This is a genomic window from Streptomyces sp. NPDC001401 (assembly GCF_042895385.1).
Lineage (GTDB): Bacteria > Actinomycetota > Actinomycetes > Streptomycetales > Streptomycetaceae > Streptomyces.
This window is the reverse complement of sequence record NZ_JBIAWI010000005.1, coordinates 375805-395370: the sequence shown is the minus strand read 5'-3', so window position 1 is coordinate 395370 and position 19566 is coordinate 375805. Positions and strand designations below refer to the sequence as shown.

Sequence of the window (19566 nt, the reverse complement as noted above, 5' to 3'; positions counted from 1 at the left end):
CGGTCTAAGGTGGGCGCCTGTTCGGCCGGGGCGACCACGCTTCGGGTCCCGTACGCCTCGCCCCGGAGTGCATATGAGTTACCTGCGGCTACTGCGGCAGCGGTCCGTGCTGGTGCTGTGGCTCGCGCAGAGTCTTTCCGTCCTCGGGGATCGGCTGTACGCGCTCGCGGTGATGTGGGTCGTGTACGCCTCGACCGGCTCGGCCTCGCTCATGGGGCTGGTCGCGGTTGTCGAGTCGCTGCCGTACGTCGTGCTCGGGACGGCGGGGCGCCATGTCGTCGCGCGGTTCTCATCGTTCGGGCGGCTGGCGTGGGTCGACGCGGGGCGGGCGCTGGTCGCAGTCGTCCTGCCGCTCGTGTGGTCGCCGGACGCCTGGGGCATGGCGCTGCTGCTCGTCGGGGTGCTGCTGCTCGGCACGCTCGCGGCGCTCTTCGATCCGACCCTCGGCGCCCTGGTGCCGGATCTTGTCGAACCTGCCCGGGTGCAACAGGTCACGGGCCTGTTCGACCTCACGGGCCGTATCGCCAGGATCGCGGGGCCGGCAAGTATCGGTCTGCTGCTGCTCGTCGTCTCCGAGGTGCAGCTCTTCGCGCTGAACGGGGTGACGTTTGCGGTATCGGCCGTGGCGCTCGGGTGGTTGACACGCCGGTACGCCGATGGGGGCACCTCCCACGCCCTTAAGGCAGTGAGGGAGGCCAGGGGCGCGGCGGTCGACCGGTCCGGCCGGACGCGGGCCGCGGGGCGGGCATGGCCGGTGGTCCGCGCGCATCCGCGCGTCGGGCTGGCGATTGGGCTGCACGGCGTCGCCCTGTTCTGCTCGGCCGTGACAGCGGTCGGCATGCCCGCGCTGCTCGCCACCCGGTACGGCGCAGGGGCGGCCGTCTACGGGCTTGTGGCGGCGGCTGTGGGCGTCGGGGCTCTGCTGGGCAACCCGCTTGCCAGCAACCGGCGTTCGGGGGGCTGGCTGGGCGTCTACTGCGGGGCGTGGGCTGTTCAGGGCGTCGCGACGGCGTGCATGGGGCTGGTGCTGAACCTGCCCGCGCTGCTGCTGCTCGCCTTGGTGACGGGGCTGGTCACCCCGGCTACGAGCGTCACCTTGCGGGCACACCTCGGCGCGTTCGCGCCCGCTGAGCGGTTGCGGCTGATGTCCGTGGATCAGACCGTGATTCGTACTGGCGGCACGGCAGGAATGTTGCTGCTGCCATTCGTGGTCGACGCCTCGCCGCGCGGTGCGTTCGTGGCCGGCGGGGTCATGGTGGCCGGCTCGGCTCTCGCCGCCTTGCTCCTCTCCTCTCGGCTGTTGCGCCCCGATGCCGTGCTGCCAGAGTCGACGACGGCCCGAGGACATGTCATGGCCGCAGAATGAGCGCCTTGCCAGCGCCGCGCGGTTCTCGTGGCGGGATACGCCCACTTGGCAAGAGGCAGCGTGCTGTGCCGCCCCGCCGCCGCAGCTAGGCTGCGCGCTCGGCAGAGCTGGAGGGGGAATCCAGTGGGCGAGATTCGCAAGTACACGCCAGGCACTCACGCGGCCCTGATGTCCTTGTGCACGTTCTCAACTTGGAGATCGCTCACATTCGGGCCGTGAGCTCAGGCGGAAAGCGGTTCGATCCGAACCTGACCCTCGATGAAAAGAACGACTTCGCGAACCTTCTCTTGCTCTGCAAGGCGCATCACGTCCGCGTAGACGGGCGAGACAGTGACCAATACACGGTCGAGATGCTGGAGACCTGGAAGAGCGAGCGCGAGACCGAGGGGCAAGCGGCACTACAGGGGCTCCGAGGGATGACAGAGGAGCGGTTCAGGGAGCTTGTAAGCGAGTCGTTCGAGTCGTTCCTGGACGAGACGAACGACGCACTCGCAGAACTGGCCCGGATCGCACCGGAGGCAGCGAACACACTGCGCGTGTTGGTGGATGAGCTATCCGACCCTCGCGTTCACGGATTCGGCGTTGATCCTGACGCGGCATGGATGCTGCACTCGGCAGCTCATGATCTCCGAGGGCTGGAAGACAACGCCAACGTGCTGCGTTCGGCTGCACGCGATCTTCGAGGGCTGGAGGACAGCGCAAATACGCTGAACGACGCGGTTGACACCCTGCGAAGTTCGGAAGGCCTCATCGTCCAGCTCAAGGAAGCCGCGCGGCAGCTCCGAAGGGCTAGGGGCGATATGTAGGCGGGCTCAGGCCCCCGCCGCATGGTGCAGGTGCGACGGGGGGCTGAGGAGCTCATGAAGGGGCCAACCGCAGGGGCTGCCGGAACCGACTGGCTACGCCGGCTGCGGCTCCGTCCTCCACTGCGCCACTTCGAGGGCAAGCCAGTGCTCCACGGTTACGTTCTCGAAGGGAACGCCGATGTCCCTGTAGATGCTGGTGTGCATGGCGCCGAACCACGCGCCGCGGCGGTCGTCGAAGAACGCGCGGTCGTACCAGGCGACGCCGAGGATGATCGTCCCGCCGCCGTTCTGGTTGTCGAGGTCGGCCTCGAAGTAGGTGCATTCCCAGTCCCAGAGCATCTGCTCTTCGGGGCGGGAGCGCAGCCGGTCGTCGCTCGCGCGCAGGTGCTCGATGCAGCGCTCGACGGTTGCGGCGTCGGGGCAGTAGTACCGGCAGTCGCTGAAGGCGATGACCTTCTTACTGCCTCGCCGTGCGGGGTCGGCGTCCTCTCCGGTGAGGACGCGTACGCGGGTGATGGGTGGGGCGCTGGCTTCGAGGGTGGTCACGGATGGTGCTCCTCTCGATCTCCGGTGGTGCCTTGTGGTGCTTTCGGGTCACCAGCCCGACCCGGTGAGTGGGTACAGGCTGGGGCTGTGGGGGCTGCTCGACCGGACGGCGCCGGGAGCGACGTAGCGGATGTTCAGACCGACGCGGGCGCCGGCGGTCGTGTTGTTGTCCGAACGGTGGATCAGTCGGACATCCATCAGGCAGGCTTGCCCGGCGTCGAGCGGCAGCCATACGCCCCGCTCGTGCGGGCCGTCGGGCATGCCCTGCACGCCAAGTGCCTTGCCGCGCTGGGCGTCGCTGTCCTCGCGGGTGTGGTCGAGGTAACCGGCGGCGTGCGAGCCGGGGATCACCTGCAAGCAACCGTTGACAGTGGTGGCGTCGGTCACAGCGAGCCAGGCGGCGACGGAGAGTTCGGGGTCGAGTTGCATCCGTGGGTTGGTCCCGTCCTGGTGCCACGGCACGGGAAAGTCGCGACCGGGCCACTTGATCATCAGGAACGTGTTCTCGACGGCGACCGAACCGCCGATCGTGTCCTGCACGGTCCTGAGCAGGTCCGGGGAGCGCACGGCGTGCGCCGCCCAGTCGAAGCGCAGGTGTGCGTCGCGTACGACCTCGGTCTGCTCGGCCCGGTGCTCGGCGATGACCTCGGCGGCACGGGCGCGGGCACGGCTGTTGGTATTCCAGTGCAGTCCCGTGCGGTAGCCGCTCTCCCCGAGCGGGCTCGGCCCGGCGTGACGGACCTGTTCGGCGTGGTTCACCGCCTCGCCTCCTCTGCCGTGGCGACGGCGGCGACCAGGGCGGCGGCGAGGTCACCGGCCGGGGTGTGGGCGGGGCCGTTCGTCGGGTCGCTGACCCACCGCAGCAGGCCATCCCACCCGGGCGGGGCAAGGACGACCCATGAGCCCGAGCCGAGCGCCCGCGTTCCTTCCTGCTCCCAGTCCTGCGCGGTGCCGGGCGGGGTGAGGAAGTACGCCTGTTCGCTGCCCGTCCCATCTGCACGGCGCGGCCGCGTAGCGACCCCGATGCCCGAACTGACGCCTGACGCGCTGCGGGTGGCCGTCCTTCAGATCGCCCTGAGTCGGATCCCGGCCCTCACCCAGCACCTCTTCGAGGCGACGACCAACGCCAGCAGACGCAGAGCCTCGCCCCCCTGCGAGCCTTCGTCCACGCCTCGGCCGTGTTCGTGGCGATCGAGCGGCATCCGGAACGCGCCGCCCGGCTGCGTGAGTTGGCGCGCGTCGTCGACGCGGGGGAGCAGGACCCGGCGGAGGCCGTCGCCGAGATCCGTGCGATCCGAGAGGCGGCCGAAGCGGAGGTGGGGCTGTGACGGGGCGGGCGCGCCGATCGCCGCACGTCAGCGAGACAGCCGGACCTCGGCCATGGACGTCCCGTCGTCGATCAACAGCCGCCCCGTCGGCGTCAACGCGGCCGCGATCCTGGCCAGAGCACGGCGCCCCGCTTCCGGATGGCGTCCGTCCAGGGCTCCCACCCGGACGGCGAAGGCGAGGTCGTAGGGCGGCTCGCCCTCCGGGAGGGTGAAGTCCTCCGCGGCCACCTGTTGGAAGGTCAGGCGGCCGGACGAGATTTCCGCCTCGGAACCTGCAACGGCCTGGGCGATCGCGCGGGGCGAGCGGTCGATGGCGTGGACGTGGCCGGGGCCGACCCTGCGGGCGACCTCCCGGGCTGCGGCACCGGGCCCGCAGCCGATCTCCAGGACCCGCATCCCTTCACGCAGCGGCAGAGCGTCGACGACGGCGCGGAGCCGCTCGGACAGAAACCGCGTCATTCCCTCAGGGTACGGAGCCGTCGGGTGCGGGAGGCGAGCACCGCATCAGCCGATAACTGACCACTCGCGACCAGCCCTGTCATATTTCGCATACCACTCCGCCCTCTGAACCGACCGTTCCCGTTCGATTACAGTGCTGAGCTGTCATGCGTCGGGCGGTGCCAGTGGGGAGGTCTTGGTGAGTGCGCCAGCCGGGGCCATATGGGGCCGTGTCGAGCAGCAGGATTTTCGGAGCCGGGTGCGGGGGACGCTGCTCGGGGCCTCCGTAGGAGATGCGCTGGGAGCGCCTGTCGACGGGCTGGACCTCGACGGCATTCGGGAGGGGTACGGGGCCGAGGGCGTCGCGGACTTCGCCTTTGCGTACGGCAGGCGCGGTGCCGTCACCCACATCACGCAGCTGACCCTGTTCACGGTTGACGGGCTGATACGTGCGCAGGTGCGGCGCGACACCGGCGCGTGGCATCCACCGACCGATCTGCACCGGGCGTATCTGCGGTGGGCGGCCACCCAGCGCGACTGGGGGCCCGACGAGCGTCGTAAGGACGACGGGTGGCTGGCGCGGGAGGAGTGGCTGTACGCCCGGCGGGACCCCGCCCGCTCTCTGCTCCTCGGGTTCGGGGACGAGCACATGGGGACCCTGGACGCGCCCAAGAACCCCGGTGAGATCGGGCCCGAGGCGACCGCGCGTTCCGCACCCTTCGGGCTGCTGGTCGGCTGGGAGCCGCAGCTGGTGGTCCAGTTGGCGGTGGAGTGCGCGGCGCAGACCCACGGGCATCCGACGGCCTATCTGTCGGCGGGGGCGTACGCCGTGATCGTGCACGGTCTGGCCCGCGGCGAGACCCTCGACGGGGCCGTGCAGCGGGCGCTCGCGCTGCTCGCCGCGCGGCCGGGGCATCAGCCGGTGTCGGACGCGCTGCAGCATGCGCTGGGCGCCGTACGGCAGGGCATGCCCACGCCCCTGAGGGTCGAGGAGCTGGCCGGGGACGGGTCGGCGGAGGGCGTGCTGGCCGCCGCCGTGTACTGCGCACTGGTGGGGGAGGACTTCCGGCACGGGCTGTGCCTAGCGGTGAACCAGGACGGCCCCTCGGGCGCGACGGCCGCCCTGACCGGCGGCCTCCTCGGCGCCCTGCACGGCGAAACGGCCCTCCCCCCGGCCTGGCTGGCCGAACTGGAGGGCCGCCCCACGCTGCTGGAACTCGCCGACGACTTCGCCATGGAGATGACCCAGGGCCCCGCGCTGCACGGCCCGGCTGGGTCGTCCCCGGGCTGGCTCGCCCGCTACCCGAGGGCCTAGGCCCGCACTGCTCCCGTTGGCGCTACTCCTTGTTACTCCTCGCTACTCCTTCACCGCCGTGCCCACGGCGTCCTCCGCAGGCCCCGCCGGAGTCGGGAGCGCCGCCGCGGCCGCGCCGTCGTCGTCCGTGTTGACGCGGTCGATGATCGCGAGGCGGTCCGGGGTGTCCTCGGGCTTCAGGTAGCCGATGAGGATGTAGAGGACGAGAGAGACGGCCAGGGGGACCGAGACCTGGTACTCCAGCGGGACGCCGCCCTTGACCTTCCAGTTGATCGGGTAGTTGACCAGCCAGAAGGCCAGCAGACCCATCGACCAGCTGGTCAGGGCGGCCGTCGGGCCGGAGCGGCGGAACGGGCGGAGCAGGCCCAGCATCATCGGGATCGCGATCGGGCCCATCAGACCCGCGACCCACTTGATGACCACGGTGATGATGTCCTTGAAGGTGGGCGAGTTGACCTGTGTCGCCACCGACATCGACAGGCCCAGGAAGATCACGGTGGTGACGCGGGCGGCGATCAGGCCGGAGCGCTGGTTCCAGTCACGGGCCCGCTGTGAGACCACCGGTGCCACGTCCCGGGTGAAGACGGCAGCGATCGCGTTGGCGTCGGAGGAGCACATGGCCATCGTGTGCGAGAAGAAGCCGACGATGACCAGGCCCAACAGGCCGTGCGGGATGAGCTGTTCGGTCATCAGGCCGTAGGAGTCGGAGCCGTCCGGCTTCTGGGCGTGGACCAGGAGCGGGGACATCCACATGGGGAAGAACAGGACCACGGGCCAGACCAGCCACAGGACCGCGGAGAGGCGGGCCGAGCGCTCGGCCTCGCGGGGGCTGCCCGTCGCCATGTAGCGCTGGGCCTGGTTGAGCATGCCGCCGTTGTACTCGAAGAGCTTGATGAAGAGGAACGCCAGCAGGAAGACCGTGCCGTACGGGCCGACCAGAGGCTTTCCGTGGCCGTGCAGGGCCGGCTCGTCCCAGGCGCCGAGGAAGCCGATGCCCTTGTCGTTGAGCTTCAGGACGACGGCGACGAACATCGTGACGCCGGCCAGCAACTGGATGACGAACTGGCCGAGTTCGGTCAGCGCGTCCGCCCACAGGCCGCCGATGGTGCAGTAGACCGCGGTGATCGCGCCGGTGATGAGGATGCCCTGATTGAGCGTCAGACCGGTGAACACCGACAACAGGGTCGCGATCGCCGCCCACTTGGCGCCCACGTCCACGATCTTCAGCAGCATGCCGGACCAGACGAGGGCCTGCTGGGTCTTCAGGTCGTAACGGTTCTTCAGATACTCCAGCGGGGAGGCCACATGGAGCCGGGAGCGCAACCGGTTGATGCGCGGCGCGAACAGCTTCGAGCCGATGGCGATGCCGAGCGCGATCGGGAAGGACCAGGTGACGAAGGAGGTCACGCCGTAGGTGTAGGCGATGCCCGCATAGCCCGTGAACATCACCGCGCTGTAGCCCGACATGTGGTGCGAGATGCCGGACAGCCACCACGGCATCTTCCCGCCGGCCGTGAAGAAGTCGCTCACGTCGTCCACGCGCTTGTGCGACCAGACGCCGATCGCCACCATCACGCCGAAGTAGCCGATGAGCACGGCCCAGTCGAGACCGTTCATGTACGCCTCCCAAGGGTCAGCCCGGCGCTCATCGTGTGCGTTGCCACGTGAACACGACAAGTGAGCGTAAGGTCAAGGGGAGGTAAAAGTATTCGCGATGATGGTCCTTGTTCACCTATATGAACTCATCGCATCAGCTCCCCGGCGTTGACCAGCAAGGACTGTCCAGTGATCGACCGTGCCCGATCCGACGCCAAGAACACCGCCGCGTCCGCCACATCCCCGTCCGTGGCGAGATCGGGCAGCGCCATGCGGGAGGTCAGCCGCTGCAGTACGTCGGCTTCCGGCACCTTCTCCACCTGCGCCGTGAACTGGACGTACGCCTGCACCGGCGGCCCCCACATCCAGCCCGGCAGTACCGTGTTCACCCGGATCCGGTGCGGGCCCAACTCCCGTGCCAGCGAGTACATCGCGCTCGTCAGCGCCCCCTTCGAGGCCGCGTACGCCGCCTGCTTCACCTGGGTGGGGGCCGCCACCGACGACTGGGTCCCGATGAACACCACCGAGCCCCCGCACGCCTTCAGCGCCGGCAGGCACGCCCGCGTCATCCGCAGCGACCCCAGCAGATTCACGTCGATCACCGACTGCCAGGTCATGAAGTCCGCGTCCTCCAGGCCGCCGAAGTAGCCGTCCAGGGCGGCCACATGGACGACCGCGTCGATCCGCCCGAACCGCTCCCGCGCGAGCGCCGCCAGCGCCTCGCACTGTGCCTCGTCCGTGATGTCGGTCGCCCGGTACGCCGTGTGCGCCCCGTCCGGATCGATCTCGGCGGCGCTCTTGGCGAGGTTGGCCTCCGTGCGCGCCCCGAGCACCGCATTGCCCCCGTCGCGCACGACCGCTGCCGCGACCTGATGACCGAGCCCGGCGCCGACCCCCGACACGACGACGGTCTTGCCCGTGAGCAGTGACATCGGGAGCCTCCCGGGTATGGCGGTTTATCTGACGGGGCGTCAGAGTATGGGCGACCGGCGGAGGACGGAAGGGGAGCGACGTGAGCGAGGAAACCCGTAGCGACGTGTACGCCGAGCTGGCTGCCGTGGGGCCGTACGGAGTCCGCCCCGGCCACGCGCTGATCACCATGGTCGAGCCGCACCCGGGCCACGAGTACGCGTACAACCGCTGGTACGAGGACGACCACTACTACGCCGGCGCGATGGCCATGCCCTGGATGTACGCCGGGCGCCGCTGGGTGGCGACCCGCGAGCTCCAACTCCTGCGCTATCCCGAGAAGTCGGCGATCGCCCAGCCGGTCACCGCGGGCTGCTACATCTCGACGTACTGGATCACGGACGGCCGCTACGACGACCACATGCGGTGGACCGTCGCGATCAACAAGCGCCTCAACCGCGATGCCCGGGTGTACCAGGACCGTACGCACGTCTTCACGGCCTTCCAGGACCACGAGGCGACGGTCTATCGGGACGGGGCCGCCGGGCCCCGCGACTTCCACGCCCTCGACCATCCGTACGCGGGTCTCGTCGTCGAAGTGATCGACGCCGAATCGGCCGAGCAGCGCTCCGAGTTGCTGGAGTGGCTGCGATCGCGCCATCTGCCGAAGCGGGTGGCGGGCTCACCGGCCGCGATGGTGACCGTCTTCCGCCCGACACCCCTGCCCGGCGACCGCATGACCTACGTCAAGCAGGTCGAGGGCGTCGACACGAGGCTGACCCTGCTGTGGTTCCTCGAGGCGGATCCGAGGGAGTGCTGGGAGTCTTACTTCGCGGATCTGGATGCGCCGGTCCAGGAGGCGGGGCTGGGGAGGGTGGAGCTGGTGGCCCCGTTCGTCCCGACGGTGCCGGGGACGGACAAGTACGTCGACAGGTTGAGGTAGTTGAGGTGGTTGAGGTCGTCGGACACAAGCCGAGCCCCCTCGGCAAGGACGGCGGACTGGACGAGAGGGCTCTTCAAGTGCTGCTTGTGAAATTGTGGAAGGCGAACGCGGTCGAGGATCAGCAGATCCTCCCCTCTACGCCTTGATCGAGCCGACGAAGGTGTTCCACGCGTCGGCCGGGAAGGCCAGTACGGGACCCTCGGGGACCTTGGAGTCCCGAACGGCCATAGCCGCGCGGACCGGTGACTTGATCTCGACGCACGCGCCGTTGCCCGTGGAGTACGAGGACTTGGTCCAGGTGTCCGTGGCGCCCTGACGAATTGCCATTTTTGCTCCGGAATGCCAGTTGTGGAGTTGCTGTCACCGCACGACGGATTCGACTCCGAACCCACAGCGCGGTTTGCGCCAACCCTTGGTGTGTGGTGGCGTGATCGACGCTACTCGCCAACCTCGACGTACGAAGTGACCATTCACTCGACCGGGTGGCATATTCCAGATGGGTCTTCCAGTACGACCCGGGGAAGGTGTACCGTGCGGCGCTTCAGCGGGCGTACTCCTTCGCGATGTCCGCGATGAACTGCCGTGACTGGTCGGGATTCAGGGCCTGGGCGCGCAGGTGCTCGTACATCACGCTGTATTTCTGCACGTCGTTGGCCTTCTCGAGATACAGGTCGCTGGTGACGCCCTCGATGTAGACGACGCTGGAGTCCGCCGCGTCCGGAAACTCGAGGATCGCGTACTGGCCGTTCAGCCCCGGGTGGGCTCCCATGTCGAAGGGGATCACCTGCACGGTGACATGCGGCAGTTGGGACTGCTCGACGAGGTACTCCAGCTGATCGCGCATGAGGGAACGATTGCCCACGACCCGGCGCACGGCCGCCTCGTCCATCACCGTCCACAGCCGGAGCGGGTTCTCCGGGGCGGTGATTCGTTCCTGCCGGCGCAGGCGTACCTGGACGCGCTTCTCGACGTCGGTGGCCGCCGTCTCCGGCAATGCCCCCGCGATCAGCGCCTCCGCGTACTGCCGGGTCTGCAACAGGCCCGGGACGACCTGGGGGTCGTACACCCGCAGACTCGCCGCGTCCGTCTCCAGCCCGATATAGACGCTGTACGGGATGTCCCCGAAGGAGTGCCACCAGCCTTGCTGGCGGCTGTCCTTGGCCATCTGCATCAGCGAGTCGACGATCCGGTGGTCCTCCACCTCGTACACCCCGCACAGGTCGCGGACGTCGCGCTGGCTGATGCTGCGCCGGCCGTTCTCCAGCCGGCTGATCTTCGACTGCGAGACCAGCAGCCGCTCCGCCACTTCCTCGGCTGTCATGCCCTTGAGCTCGCGGAGCCGACGCAGCTCCTGGCCCAGCCGGCGTCGCCTGACGGTGGGATTGACATTGGACGCCACGAGACGTGCACCTCCGGCTGCGTGCCTGCGCTAGCTGTACTTTGCCACTTTGCGTATCTGCTGTTGAGCAGACTGCCACCAAGGGGCTTTGTACCGCTGGGAAACGGCGTATATGCGCTGCATATACGCCAGTTCATGAGTTCATGAAAAGCGGCCGCGCGGGGCGGCGGAACCGTTACGGCATCCGTATGGACGGATGGCGTACGGCCCCGCCGCCCCGCGCGGCCAGCGGCTCCCGTACCGGGTCTCGGGACTGCCTCTGCAGGCTCGGTGCGGCGCTCGGCGGTGCGTGGTGCTGCGGTGCAATGCAGTGCAATGCGGTGCAATGCGGTGCAATGCGGTGCAATGCGGTGCGTGGTGCTGCGGTTCGTGCCGCTCGTCGTGGAACTGCGGCTCAGTGGGCCACGACGCGTGCCATGGAACCGCGGCGCGGCTGCATCGGAACGCCACGAGCGGGTTCCGGTGCGGACCTGGCCGGTCCGGCGGCGGCCTGGCGGCCGGCCGGGGCCGGGCTGCGGCGCGGCTGGGCCGCCACGCCGTTCTGGACGTCCATCACCGCGTGTGCGACGAGACCGCCCATGGGGTCGTGCCTGATCAGATCCCGCAGCCGGGAACGGGACGAACGCCCCTCGTTCCCCGGATACAGGTGCTTGCCGAGGCCGACCGCGTGTGCCAGTGCGGCGAGCGCAGCGGTCCGCGGGTCCGGCGGTACGCCGGTGCGGATCGCGGAGTCCAGCCGGGCCCTGATCTCCCGGCTGATCTCGGTGTCCGTCGCCTGGTAGCGAGTCGTCGGCAGCACTCCGCACATCTGGCCCGCCACGGCATGCACCATGCCGCACCGCTCCAGATGCGAGAGGTAGGTCTGGCGCAGCCCCAGCCGGGGCCCGCCAATCCAGTTCACTGCCCGTACGGGAGCGCCACGCCTTCGCAGCAACTCCAACGCACAGTCCAATGTTGGATCTCCAGTCGGCCGTGGGGCTACCACGGCGATACGATCCCCGTCTGGGGCTATCCGTCCGGCCAGCGCCAGCTCCACTAGCTGTGCTCCGGCCAGACCGAGGTCGAGCGACTGCGGCTGTGCGGTGGTACCCGTGGCCGGGTCCAACGCCAGCAGCAGAAGCTCCTCCGGAAGTGTTCTGCGGCTCCTGCCCATCCATGCCTCCCCGCGTGGATGAAAGACAGGGTGACCCCTCTCACATTGGTCTGTCGAGGGTGCGTGACCTGTTTGTGAGGGAACCGGTAGGTATGTCGTTCTCGTCTACCGCAGGGGTTAAGCCCGCACACAGGACACTGGTACATGGTTCGGACACCGGGTTTGGGCGGTGTTTCGGGCGGCGGGTTCACGGTTCGGTAGGCGCACGGAGGCCGTGCGCACGGAGGAGGCATCGGTGGCGGGCGAGTCCCCCGACAGGTCGAAGCAGCGCGAGTCGTCGGCAGAACCGACGTCGGGGAATGCGGGCTCGGTTCCCGAGTCCCGCTCGGAGGAACGCGGCGAACGCGATCCTCGCCTGGCGGTGGCCCGGGACGCACGGGATACCGGGGCCTCCGGCGGATCCTCCGGCGACTCGTCGTCCGGCGAGACCGGGGCGCGCGGTGGCGTGGACACGGCGACGCGGGTGTTTTCGGTGCGGGGGCTTGTCGCGGGTGCGGAGGGCCCCGGGGACGCCGGGGAACCTTCGGAGCGCGGCGTCGAGGGCTCCGAGAAGGGCTCGGCGAGCGGCGGTGACGTTTCCGCTGACGCCGCGGCGGCCGACGGTGAGGCCGTAACGGGCGGAACCGGGGGCACCACGTCGGGTGACGCACGGCTGCGCGCCGCTGTGGCGGCCTGGGTCCGGTCGGGCGACTCCAAGGTGCCCGGGGACGCGGCGGACGAGGAGACGGCCGCCGAGGCTGCCGGTGCCGGGGATTCCGGCGACACCGGGGATGCCGAGGGTGCGGCGGACGAGGAGACGGGCGCTGGGGCCGTCGGTGGCGGGGATGCCGCGGATTCCGGGGACGCCGAGGACGCGGCCGACGACGAGACGGCCGCTGAGGCCGCCGGTGCCGAGGAGCCCGGGGATGCCGACGGTGCGGCGGATGCCGCGAACTCCGAGGGCTCCGGTGCTGTGGCCGACGAGGAAACGGCCGCTGAGGCCGCCGGTGCCGAGGACGCCGTAGACGCGGAGGGTGCCGACAGCGAATCGGCGGGCGATTCCGATGCCGGCGGTGAGCAGAGCGCCGAGGCGGAGGCCGACGGCTCAGAGCGGGGTGACGCGGACGAGTCCGAGGCTGCCGCGGCGGACGAGCCTGCCGACGCCGACGACAAGGCTGCCGAGCCCGCGGCGCCGGCCGACGACCCGGTGAAGGCCGAGGACCGGACGGACGCCGAGCCGGAGGCGGGCACCGTTGCCGTCGACGATTCCGACGCGGACGGGGCGCCCGAAGCCCCGGCCGACGGCACGGATGCGGCCGTTACGGACGGTGAAGCCGTGGCCGCCGACAGCACCAATGCCTCCGCCGCGGACGGTGAACGTGCATCTGCCGACGGTGCTGCCTCAGCCGCCGGGGACGGCGAAGCCGTAGCCGCTGATGATGCTCACGCAGCTGCCGACGCAGCTCCCGCGGACAAGGAACCGGCGGCCGCGGACGGCGAACCCCCGGCAGCTGCTGCCGCGGACACCGCCTCCGACAGCGAACCCGCAGCCGCCGACGGTGAGGACGCCCCTCAGGGGCCACCCGCAGGCGATGACGAGAGTGGTACGGGTGGTGCGGGTGGGAGCAGCGGCGACGCCGGAGGCGGAGCCGAGGGCAAGGCCGTCGATCAGCCCACCGCCGTCTTCAAGCGCCCGCGCCCCAAGCCCCAGGTCGACCAGCCCACCACCATGCTCAAGCTGGGCGACGTCAAGGGCCCCAAGACCCCCGAGCCGTCCGAAGCCGAGCGCACCAGCAAATTCGTAGCCCTCAAGCCGCTCGACGAACCGCGCACGCCGCGCAAGCCCGCGGACGCGACCGCTCCCGTCCCCCAGGTCGGCCCCGAGCGCACCGCCCAGCAGCCGCTGCCCCCGAAGCCGCCGCTGGACCTGCTGGCCGAGCTGACGAACACCCCTCCGCCGCCGCAGACCCCGGTCCGCACGATCATCCGCAGGGTCAAGATCTGGACCCCGCTGGTCCTGCTCCTCGTGATCGTCTTTGCGATCGTGCAGGCCGTGCGCCCGCTGCCCACTCCCACCCTCGCGCTGACCGCCGACGACTCGTACACCTTCGACGGCAACAAGTCCGGCCTCCCGTGGCCGAGCGAGGGCCAGGGCTGGCTGGACGTCAACGGCATCGGCACGATGGGGAACTTCGGCCGGCAGACCGCCGTCCCGATCGGCTCCGTCGCCAAGGCCATGACCGCGTACATCGTCCTCAAGGACCACGCGCTGAAGCCGGGCCAGGAGGGCGAGAAGATCACGGTCGACGCGCTGGCGGAGAAGGAGGGCGGCTACGACAAGCACAACGAGTCCACCCTCAACACCGTGAAGAAGGGCGACGTCCTCACCGAGAAGCAGGCGCTGTCGGCCATCATGATCCCGTCGGCCAACAACATCGCGCGCCTGCTGGCCCGTTGGGACGCGGGCTCCGAGGCGGCGTTCATCAAGAAGATGAACGACACCGCCAAGGAACTCGGCATGAAGAACACGACCTACACCGATGCCTCCGGTCTCAAGGAGACCACCGTCTCCAGCGCCGAGGACCAGGTGAAGCTCGGCAACGAACTCGTGAAGATCCCGGCCCTGATGGACATCACCAAGCTGCCCAGCTGGATCGACCCGTCCGGCAAGAAGTGGGACAACTACAACCGCCTCGTCCCCTACAACGGCGCCATCGGCATCAAGACGGGCACCACGTCCAAGGCCGGCGGCAATCTCCTCTTCGCCGCCACCAAGGAGGTCGGCGGCGAGACGGTCACCGTGGTCGGCGCGATCCTCGACCAGCAGACGGCGCCGATCATCGACACCGTCAACAACGTCAGCAAGACGGCGATGCTCGCCGCCCGGGATGCGCTGACCTCGACGAAGATACTGAAGAAGGGCGACGTCGTCGGGTACGTGGACGACCAGCTCGGCGGGCACACCCCGATCGTGCTCACCAAGGACGTCGCGGCGGTCGGCTGGGCCGGCCTCAAGGTGAAGCTGTCCTTCGACGCCGACGACGTACCGCACACCGCGAAGGCCGGCACCAAGGTGGGCACGCTCACCGTGGGCGACGGCACCAGCGGCGCGGTCAAGGTCCCGGTCGCGCTGCAGAAGGACCTCGCCGAGCCCGGCTTCACGGCCAAGCTCAAGCGCCTCGGCTGACAGCAGCCGCGGATGCCGTCGCACCCCGTCGGCGGGCCCACCAGGGAGCCCTCCGGCGGGGTGCGTGCTAGCGTCACGAAACGGGGCAGGCCGTCGCTCACGGGACGCGGCCGGGAAAACCCCGAGGACGCAGCCGCGAACGAGCGGACAACGGGACGCGTCCTAGAAGAAAAGACAGGACACCACGGGGAGTGCCTTCAGGTGGCCACTGCGGAGCCGACACACGCCGACGACGCCGATCCGGGCCCGGGAACCGGCCCGCGAATACGCGTGCCCGCACCGCGCACGGACGGCATGCCCGGCATGCACGGGAGTGACACCGACCGTGAGCAGGTGAGCGAGCGGGCGAAGAGCGACGGGACGTCACGTGCGACAGTCGCCTTCCTCGCCCTGCGCGAGCGGCTGCTGCGTCACCCGGTGCTCTCCCTCACCGCCCTGTCCGGCGTACTCCACATCGTCTGGTTCTTCACCTTCGCGAACAGTGGCGGCGATCTGGCGGCGCAGGACGCGTGGGCCGAGTTCGTCGGCCGGCACCCGGACTCGGCGTACAACCTGGCCTGGTACGGCGGTATGCACCCGGTGTCGTACAGCGTGGTGTCGCCGTATCTGATGTCGGTGCTCGGTGTCCGTACGACGATGATGATCGCGGGGACGTTCTCGGCCGGCCTGCTGACGATGGTCCTCATCCGCAGCCGGAGCGTGAAGAACCCGCTGTGGGCGTCGCTGGCAGGCCTTTTCGCGTTCCTGTGCAACGCGGTCTCGGGCCGGGTGACCTTCGGCCTGGGCACGATGTTCGCGCTGGGCGCGGTCGCCGTCGTCTTCTGCTGGCCCTACAAGTGGCGCTACAAACGGTGGGCGAAGGCCCTGTGCGCGGCGCCGCTGGCCGCGCTGGCGACGATGTCGTCACCGGTCGCCGGCCTGTTCGTGGGGCTGGTCGCCGTGGCCCTGTTCCTGCAGAAACGCCGTCCCGGCGCCTGGGCCCTGGGGCTCACCCCGGCCGCGGTGGTGGCCGTGTCGGCCTGGCTGTTCCCCTTCTCCGGCACCCAGCCGATGACGATCTGGTCGGTGATCCTGCCGTTCCTGTACGCGGTCCTCGCCTTCGCGCTCGTCCCCAAGGAGTGGACGACGGTCCGCCTGACCTCCGCGGTGTACGGCCTCTCGGTCCTCGCGGTCTGGCTGGTCAGCTCGCAGATCGGCTCCAACATCACCCGGCTGGCGATGCTGTTCGCCGGCGTGACGCTGGTCGCGGCGCTCCCGTTCACGGTCCCGCGCTCGCGCAAGTGGTACGTCACCGTGCTTGCGCTCGTCGGGTTCGTCGGCTGGATCGGCTTCAAGTCGGTGGACGACATCATCCATACGTCGCCCGCCGCGTCCTGGGCGCGCGAACTCGCCCCCCTCGTGAACGAACTCCAGGGCGTCGGCGCCGAGAAGGGCCGCGTGGAGGTCGTCCCCGCCCGCTCCCACCGCGAGGCCTCCGCCCTCGCCCCCTACGTCAACCTGGCCCGCGGCTGGAACCGCCAGGCCGACATGGAGCGCAACCCCCTCTTCTACGACGACACCCTCAACTCGGCGAACTACCACGAGTGGCTGCAGCGCTGGGCCGTCCACTTCGTCGTCCTGCCGAAGGGCGAGCCGGACGGCGACGGCGGCGAGCGCGAGCGGGAGCTCGTGCAGCGGGGCATGCCGTATCTGAAGCAGATCTGGGGCGACGCCAACTGGCAGCTGTTCCGCGTCACCGACCCCACCCCGCTCGCCGACCCGCCCGCCACCGTCGACCGTGCGGCCCAGGGTGAGCTGACCATCGAGGTCAAGCGGGCCGGCCGCGTCCTCATCCGCGTCCCCTACTCCCCGTGGCTCGGCCTGGTCGATGCCAAGGGCAAGGGCGTCAAACCCCCGCAGGAGACGTACGCCTCCAAGCACCGCGCCGACGGCACGCCCAAGTCGTTCTACAACGTCAACGGCTGTCTGATGCAGACGGAGGAGGACGACAAGGGTGACAAGTGGACGCTGTTGTTGGCGCCGAAGGCGGGAACCTACCGGTTGGGGGCGCCGTATCAGTTGCCCCGGGGTACCCCGTGCCCGGACGAGCTGAAGTGACCGGTGCTGGGGGCTGCCGCCCCCAGACCCCCGCTGTCGGCCTGAACGGCCTCGTCCTCAAACGCCGGACGGGCTGGTCTTACTCACCTGCACTGGAAACGCGACGTCACACACCGCATCCTCCGGCCCCGCCGCATCCCAGTCCGCGAAGTAGATCTCGCGGCAGGGACCGGCCATCTCCAGACCCTCTCGGGCCATCCACTCCTCCACCGCCTCGAACGCCGCCAGGATCTGCGGATGGGCCACCTGGGCCTTGGTGATCCGCGTGTATGCGAGGCGCTGGGCCGGCTCCACCCGGACCTTCGTCTCCCAGGCCCGTCCCTTCGCCTCCGCCCACTTCTGTGCCGCCGCCTCGTCCGCGACCGGCACGCACGCCTGAGCCGGGCCGTCGCTCTCCATGGAGACCTCGGCGTGGTAGACGACGTACGGCGCCGCCGTCACGCCTCCGCACTCCCGGGCCGCCGCCTCCAGGCGTCCCAATGACGCGCCGATCCAGGCCGGCAGCTCGTCCGCCAGCGTGTGCCGCGTCTCGGTGATCACCGTCCGCGCCGGTACGTCCACCGTCTCGACCACGAACTTTCCGTACATCTCGGAGCTCCTCCCCGACAGTCGTCCACGGAGGTACTCGGCGAGCGTCCGCTGCCCGGCGATGCGCGTCTCGACGTCTGTCCAGTACGCGGCGAGCAGTTCGGCCGCGTGCGTCCCGTCCGCCTCGACCAGCTCGGCGATCCGGGCGAGCGGCATGTCGAGCTGCCGCAGCAGGGCCACCAGCCGGGCGCGTTCCACCTGGTCCGCGCGGTAGTAGCGGTAGCCGCTGAGCTCGTCGACGTACGCGGGTGCGAGCAGGCCGAGGCGGTCGTAGAGCCGTAGTGCCTTGGCCGACAGCCGCGCCCGTGCAGCGAACGCGCCGATGGTGAGCAGTTCGTCGTCCACCTGAGCATCCTCCGTCACCGGGCGGGTCCTTTCCGCCCGGTGACGGGAACGCTCGTCCTTGCCCCAGGGGCAAGGTCAACCGGTGCCTAGGCGAGGGCGCCTTCCACCGCCGCCACGACCTCGGCCGCCTCCGGCTCGGTCTGCGGGGAGAAGCGGGCGACGACCTTGCCGTCCCGGCCGATCAGGAACTTCTCGAAGTTCCAGCGGATGTCGCCGGTGTGCCCCTCGGCGTCGGCGAAGCCGGTCAGGCGGTCGTAGAGGGGGTGCCGGCCCTCGCCGTTCACCTCGACCTTCTCGGTCAGCGGGAAGGTCACGCCGTAGGTCGCCGAGCAGAACTCGGCGATCTCCTCGGCGCTGCCGGGCTCCTGCCCGAGGAACTGGTTGCAGGGCACGCCGAGGACGGTGAAGCCCTGCTCGGCGTAGCGCTCGTGGAGGCGCTCGAGCCCGGTGTACTGCGGGGTCAGCCCGCACTTGGAGGCCACGTTCACGATGAGGACGGCCTTGCCCGCGTACTGGGAGAGGTCGGCGGATCCACCCTTGAGGGCGCCGATCTCCACGTCGAGGGGAGCGGCGCCGTTGCTGTCTGCAGTCGTCATAAGCGGATGCTAACTCCGGTACGTGTCGGGCCGGGCGGCGCGGTCGGCGAGGGCGCCGTCGCAGGCGCGGACGCCGGCTACGGCTGCTGCTCGACGGGCGGCGCCGGAGCCGGCACCGGCGCCGCAGGAGCCGTGGCAGCGGCCCCGGACCCGAAGTGCTGGGCCGCCTTGTCGAAGTACCGCAGCAGCTCCACCGGGAACGGCATCACGAGCGTCGAGTTCTTCTCGGCCGCGACCTCCACGACCGTCTGGAGGAGGCGGAGCTGCATGGCCTCGGGGGTGTCCGACATGATGCGCGACGCGTTGGCGAGCTGCTGCGCGGCCTGGAACTCGCCGTCCGCGGTGATGACCCGGGCCCGCCGCTCGCGCTCGGCCTCGGCCTGCCGGGACATGGACCGCTTCAGCGACTCCGGCAGCTGTACGTCCTTGATCTCGACGCGGTCGATGTGGACGCCCCAGCCGGCGGCCGGGCTGTCGATCATCAGGGCGAGCCCCTCGTGCAGCCGCTCACGGTCGGACAGCAGGTCGTCCAGGTCGCTCTTGCCGATGATGGAGCGCAGGGACGACTGGGCGACCTGGCCGACGGCGAAGACGTAGTCCTGCACCTCGATGGCGGCCCGGAGCGGGTCGGTCACCCGGAAGTAGACGACCGCGTCGACCTTCACCGAGACGTTGTCCTTGGTGATGCCCTCCTGGGTGGGCACCGGCATGGTGACCACCTGCGTGTTCACCTTCCGCATCCGGTCGACGAACGGGATCAGGAACGTGACACCCGGCTGCCGGTACGTCGGCAGCGCCTTGCCCATCCGGAACACGACCCCGCGCTCGACCTGGTTGACCACCCGCATACCGCTGCGCAGCACGAGCAGGACCGCCACGGCCACCAGCACGACCGCGACCACAGTGCCTTCCATGACACTCCATTCCTCGGAAGGATTCCCCGTAAGGATTGAGACAAGGAAGTAGACACCGGAC

At 69.7% G+C, this 19566-nt stretch carries 18 protein-coding genes; 7 read left to right on the top strand and 11 right to left on the bottom strand.

All coding sequences use genetic code 11. The features are described from left to right. Positions 1-73 precede the first annotated feature (73 nt). Both ACFY10_RS20210 and ACFY10_RS20205 read left to right on the top strand, forming a co-directional pair. Positions 74-1366 (top strand): MFS transporter, encoded by a 1293-nt coding sequence (locus tag ACFY10_RS20210; protein WP_390666512.1) that lies wholly within the window; start codon positions 74-76, stop codon positions 1364-1366. Positions 1367-1557: 191 nt separating this feature from the next. Then, on the top strand, positions 1558-2172 hold the full coding sequence (locus tag ACFY10_RS20205; protein ID WP_390666511.1) for a hypothetical protein: 615 nt from the start codon (positions 1558-1560) through the stop codon (positions 2170-2172). A 93-nt stretch (positions 2173-2265) separates the two neighbouring features. Here ACFY10_RS20205 and ACFY10_RS20200 read toward each other — a convergent pair whose 3' ends face one another. Both ACFY10_RS20200 and ACFY10_RS20195 read right to left on the bottom strand, forming a co-directional pair. Continuing rightward, positions 2266-2718, bottom strand: coding sequence for a hypothetical protein (locus ACFY10_RS20200; RefSeq protein WP_390666510.1), 453 nt, complete (start codon positions 2716-2718; stop codon positions 2266-2268). Positions 2719-2766: 48 nt separating this feature from the next. Then, positions 2767-3477 (bottom strand): phytanoyl-CoA dioxygenase family protein, encoded by a 711-nt coding sequence (locus ACFY10_RS20195; protein ID WP_390666509.1) that lies wholly within the window; start codon positions 3475-3477, stop codon positions 2767-2769. A gap of 419 nt (positions 3478-3896) precedes the next feature. Here ACFY10_RS20195 and ACFY10_RS20190 point away from each other — a divergent pair, with 419 nt between their 5' ends. After that, on the top strand, positions 3897-4046 hold the full coding sequence (locus ACFY10_RS20190; protein WP_390666508.1) for a hypothetical protein: 150 nt from the start codon (positions 3897-3899) through the stop codon (positions 4044-4046). Positions 4047-4073: 27 nt separating this feature from the next. Here the strand turns inward: ACFY10_RS20190 and ACFY10_RS20185 are convergent, their stop codons facing one another. After that, positions 4074-4505, bottom strand: coding sequence for an SAM-dependent methyltransferase (locus ACFY10_RS20185; RefSeq protein ID WP_390666507.1), 432 nt, complete (start codon positions 4503-4505; stop codon positions 4074-4076). A 178-nt stretch (positions 4506-4683) separates the two neighbouring features. Between ACFY10_RS20185 and ACFY10_RS20180 the strand changes: the two genes are divergently transcribed. Beyond that, positions 4684-5799: an ADP-ribosylglycohydrolase family protein gene (locus ACFY10_RS20180; protein ID WP_390666506.1), complete on the top strand. Its 1116-nt coding sequence runs from the start codon at positions 4684-4686 to the stop codon at positions 5797-5799. A gap of 42 nt (positions 5800-5841) precedes the next feature. Here the strand turns inward: ACFY10_RS20180 and ACFY10_RS20175 are convergent, their stop codons facing one another. Both ACFY10_RS20175 and ACFY10_RS20170 read right to left on the bottom strand, forming a co-directional pair. Next, the gene (locus ACFY10_RS20175; protein ID WP_390666505.1) at positions 5842-7416 is read right to left on the bottom strand and encodes a sodium:solute symporter family protein; all 1575 of its coding nucleotides are present in this window, start codon (positions 7414-7416) and stop codon (positions 5842-5844) included. 125 nt (positions 7417-7541) lie between these two features. Beyond that, complete coding sequence (locus ACFY10_RS20170; protein WP_390666504.1) at positions 7542-8327, bottom strand: SDR family oxidoreductase; 786 nt, start codon at positions 8325-8327, stop codon at positions 7542-7544. 80 nt (positions 8328-8407) lie between these two features. Here ACFY10_RS20170 and ACFY10_RS20165 point away from each other — a divergent pair, with 80 nt between their 5' ends. Beyond that, positions 8408-9247, top strand: a complete 840-nt coding sequence (locus tag ACFY10_RS20165) for a hypothetical protein (RefSeq protein ID WP_390666503.1) — start codon at positions 8408-8410, stop codon at positions 9245-9247. Positions 9248-9382: 135 nt separating this feature from the next. On the opposite strand, the gene ACFY10_RS20160 is transcribed toward ACFY10_RS20165, so the two are convergent. The 3 genes from ACFY10_RS20160 to ACFY10_RS20150 all read right to left on the bottom strand — a co-directional run bounded on the left by ACFY10_RS20160 (position 9383) and on the right by ACFY10_RS20150 (position 11799). Continuing rightward, a complete protein-coding gene (locus ACFY10_RS20160; protein WP_078912651.1) occupies positions 9383-9574 on the bottom strand; it encodes a DUF397 domain-containing protein in 192 nt (63 codons plus the stop codon). Positions 9575-9788: 214 nt separating this feature from the next. Continuing rightward, a complete protein-coding gene (locus tag ACFY10_RS20155) occupies positions 9789-10646 on the bottom strand; it encodes a helix-turn-helix transcriptional regulator (protein ID WP_030940853.1) in 858 nt (285 codons plus the stop codon). Positions 10647-11040: 394 nt separating this feature from the next. After that, positions 11041-11799 (bottom strand): GPP34 family phosphoprotein, encoded by a 759-nt coding sequence (locus ACFY10_RS20150; protein WP_361260096.1) that lies wholly within the window; start codon positions 11797-11799, stop codon positions 11041-11043. Between the two features lie 214 nt (positions 11800-12013). Between ACFY10_RS20150 and ACFY10_RS20145 the strand changes: the two genes are divergently transcribed. Both ACFY10_RS20145 and ACFY10_RS20140 read left to right on the top strand, forming a co-directional pair. Beyond that, the gene (locus ACFY10_RS20145) at positions 12014-14965 is read left to right on the top strand and encodes a D-alanyl-D-alanine carboxypeptidase (RefSeq protein WP_390666502.1); all 2952 of its coding nucleotides are present in this window, start codon (positions 12014-12016) and stop codon (positions 14963-14965) included. Between the two features lie 201 nt (positions 14966-15166). Beyond that, entirely contained in the window at positions 15167-17062 is a 1896-nt protein-coding gene (locus ACFY10_RS20140) for an MFS transporter (RefSeq protein ID WP_390666501.1), read from the top strand. Between the two features lie 57 nt (positions 17063-17119). On the opposite strand, the gene ACFY10_RS20135 is transcribed toward ACFY10_RS20140, so the two are convergent. The 3 genes from ACFY10_RS20135 to ACFY10_RS20125 all read right to left on the bottom strand — a co-directional run bounded on the left by ACFY10_RS20135 (position 17120) and on the right by ACFY10_RS20125 (position 19505). Next, entirely contained in the window at positions 17120-18013 is an 894-nt protein-coding gene (locus ACFY10_RS20135; protein WP_390666500.1) for a MerR family transcriptional regulator, read from the bottom strand. Positions 18014-18081: 68 nt separating this feature from the next. Continuing rightward, positions 18082-18591 (bottom strand): glutathione peroxidase, encoded by a 510-nt coding sequence (locus ACFY10_RS20130; RefSeq protein ID WP_390666499.1) that lies wholly within the window; start codon positions 18589-18591, stop codon positions 18082-18084. Positions 18592-18668: 77 nt separating this feature from the next. Further along, the gene (locus tag ACFY10_RS20125; protein ID WP_390666498.1) at positions 18669-19505 is read right to left on the bottom strand and encodes a slipin family protein; all 837 of its coding nucleotides are present in this window, start codon (positions 19503-19505) and stop codon (positions 18669-18671) included. Between the last annotated feature and the right edge of the window lie 61 nt (positions 19506-19566).

Bases quoted from the DNA above. Each gene is read 5' to 3' on its own strand.
- ACFY10_RS20170 (WP_390666504.1), bottom strand. From the start codon at position 8,327: ATGTCACTGCTCACGGGCAAGACCGTCGTCGTGTCGGGGGTCGGCGCC.
- ACFY10_RS20130 (WP_390666499.1), bottom strand. From the start codon at position 18,591: ATGACGACTGCAGACAGCAACGGCGCCGCTCCCCTCGACGTGGAGATC.
- ACFY10_RS20175 (WP_390666505.1), bottom strand. From the start codon at position 7,416: ATGAACGGTCTCGACTGGGCCGTGCTCATCGGCTACTTCGGCGTGATG.
- ACFY10_RS20150 (WP_361260096.1), bottom strand. From the start codon at position 11,799: ATGGGCAGGAGCCGCAGAACACTTCCGGAGGAGCTTCTGCTGCTGGCG.
- ACFY10_RS20210 (WP_390666512.1), top strand. From the start codon at position 74: ATGAGTTACCTGCGGCTACTGCGGCAGCGGTCCGTGCTGGTGCTGTGG.
- ACFY10_RS20185 (WP_390666507.1), bottom strand. From the start codon at position 4,505: ATGACGCGGTTTCTGTCCGAGCGGCTCCGCGCCGTCGTCGACGCTCTG.
- ACFY10_RS20160 (WP_078912651.1), bottom strand. From the start codon at position 9,574: ATGGCAATTCGTCAGGGCGCCACGGACACCTGGACCAAGTCCTCGTAC.
- ACFY10_RS20125 (WP_390666498.1), bottom strand. From the start codon at position 19,505: ATGGAAGGCACTGTGGTCGCGGTCGTGCTGGTGGCCGTGGCGGTCCTG.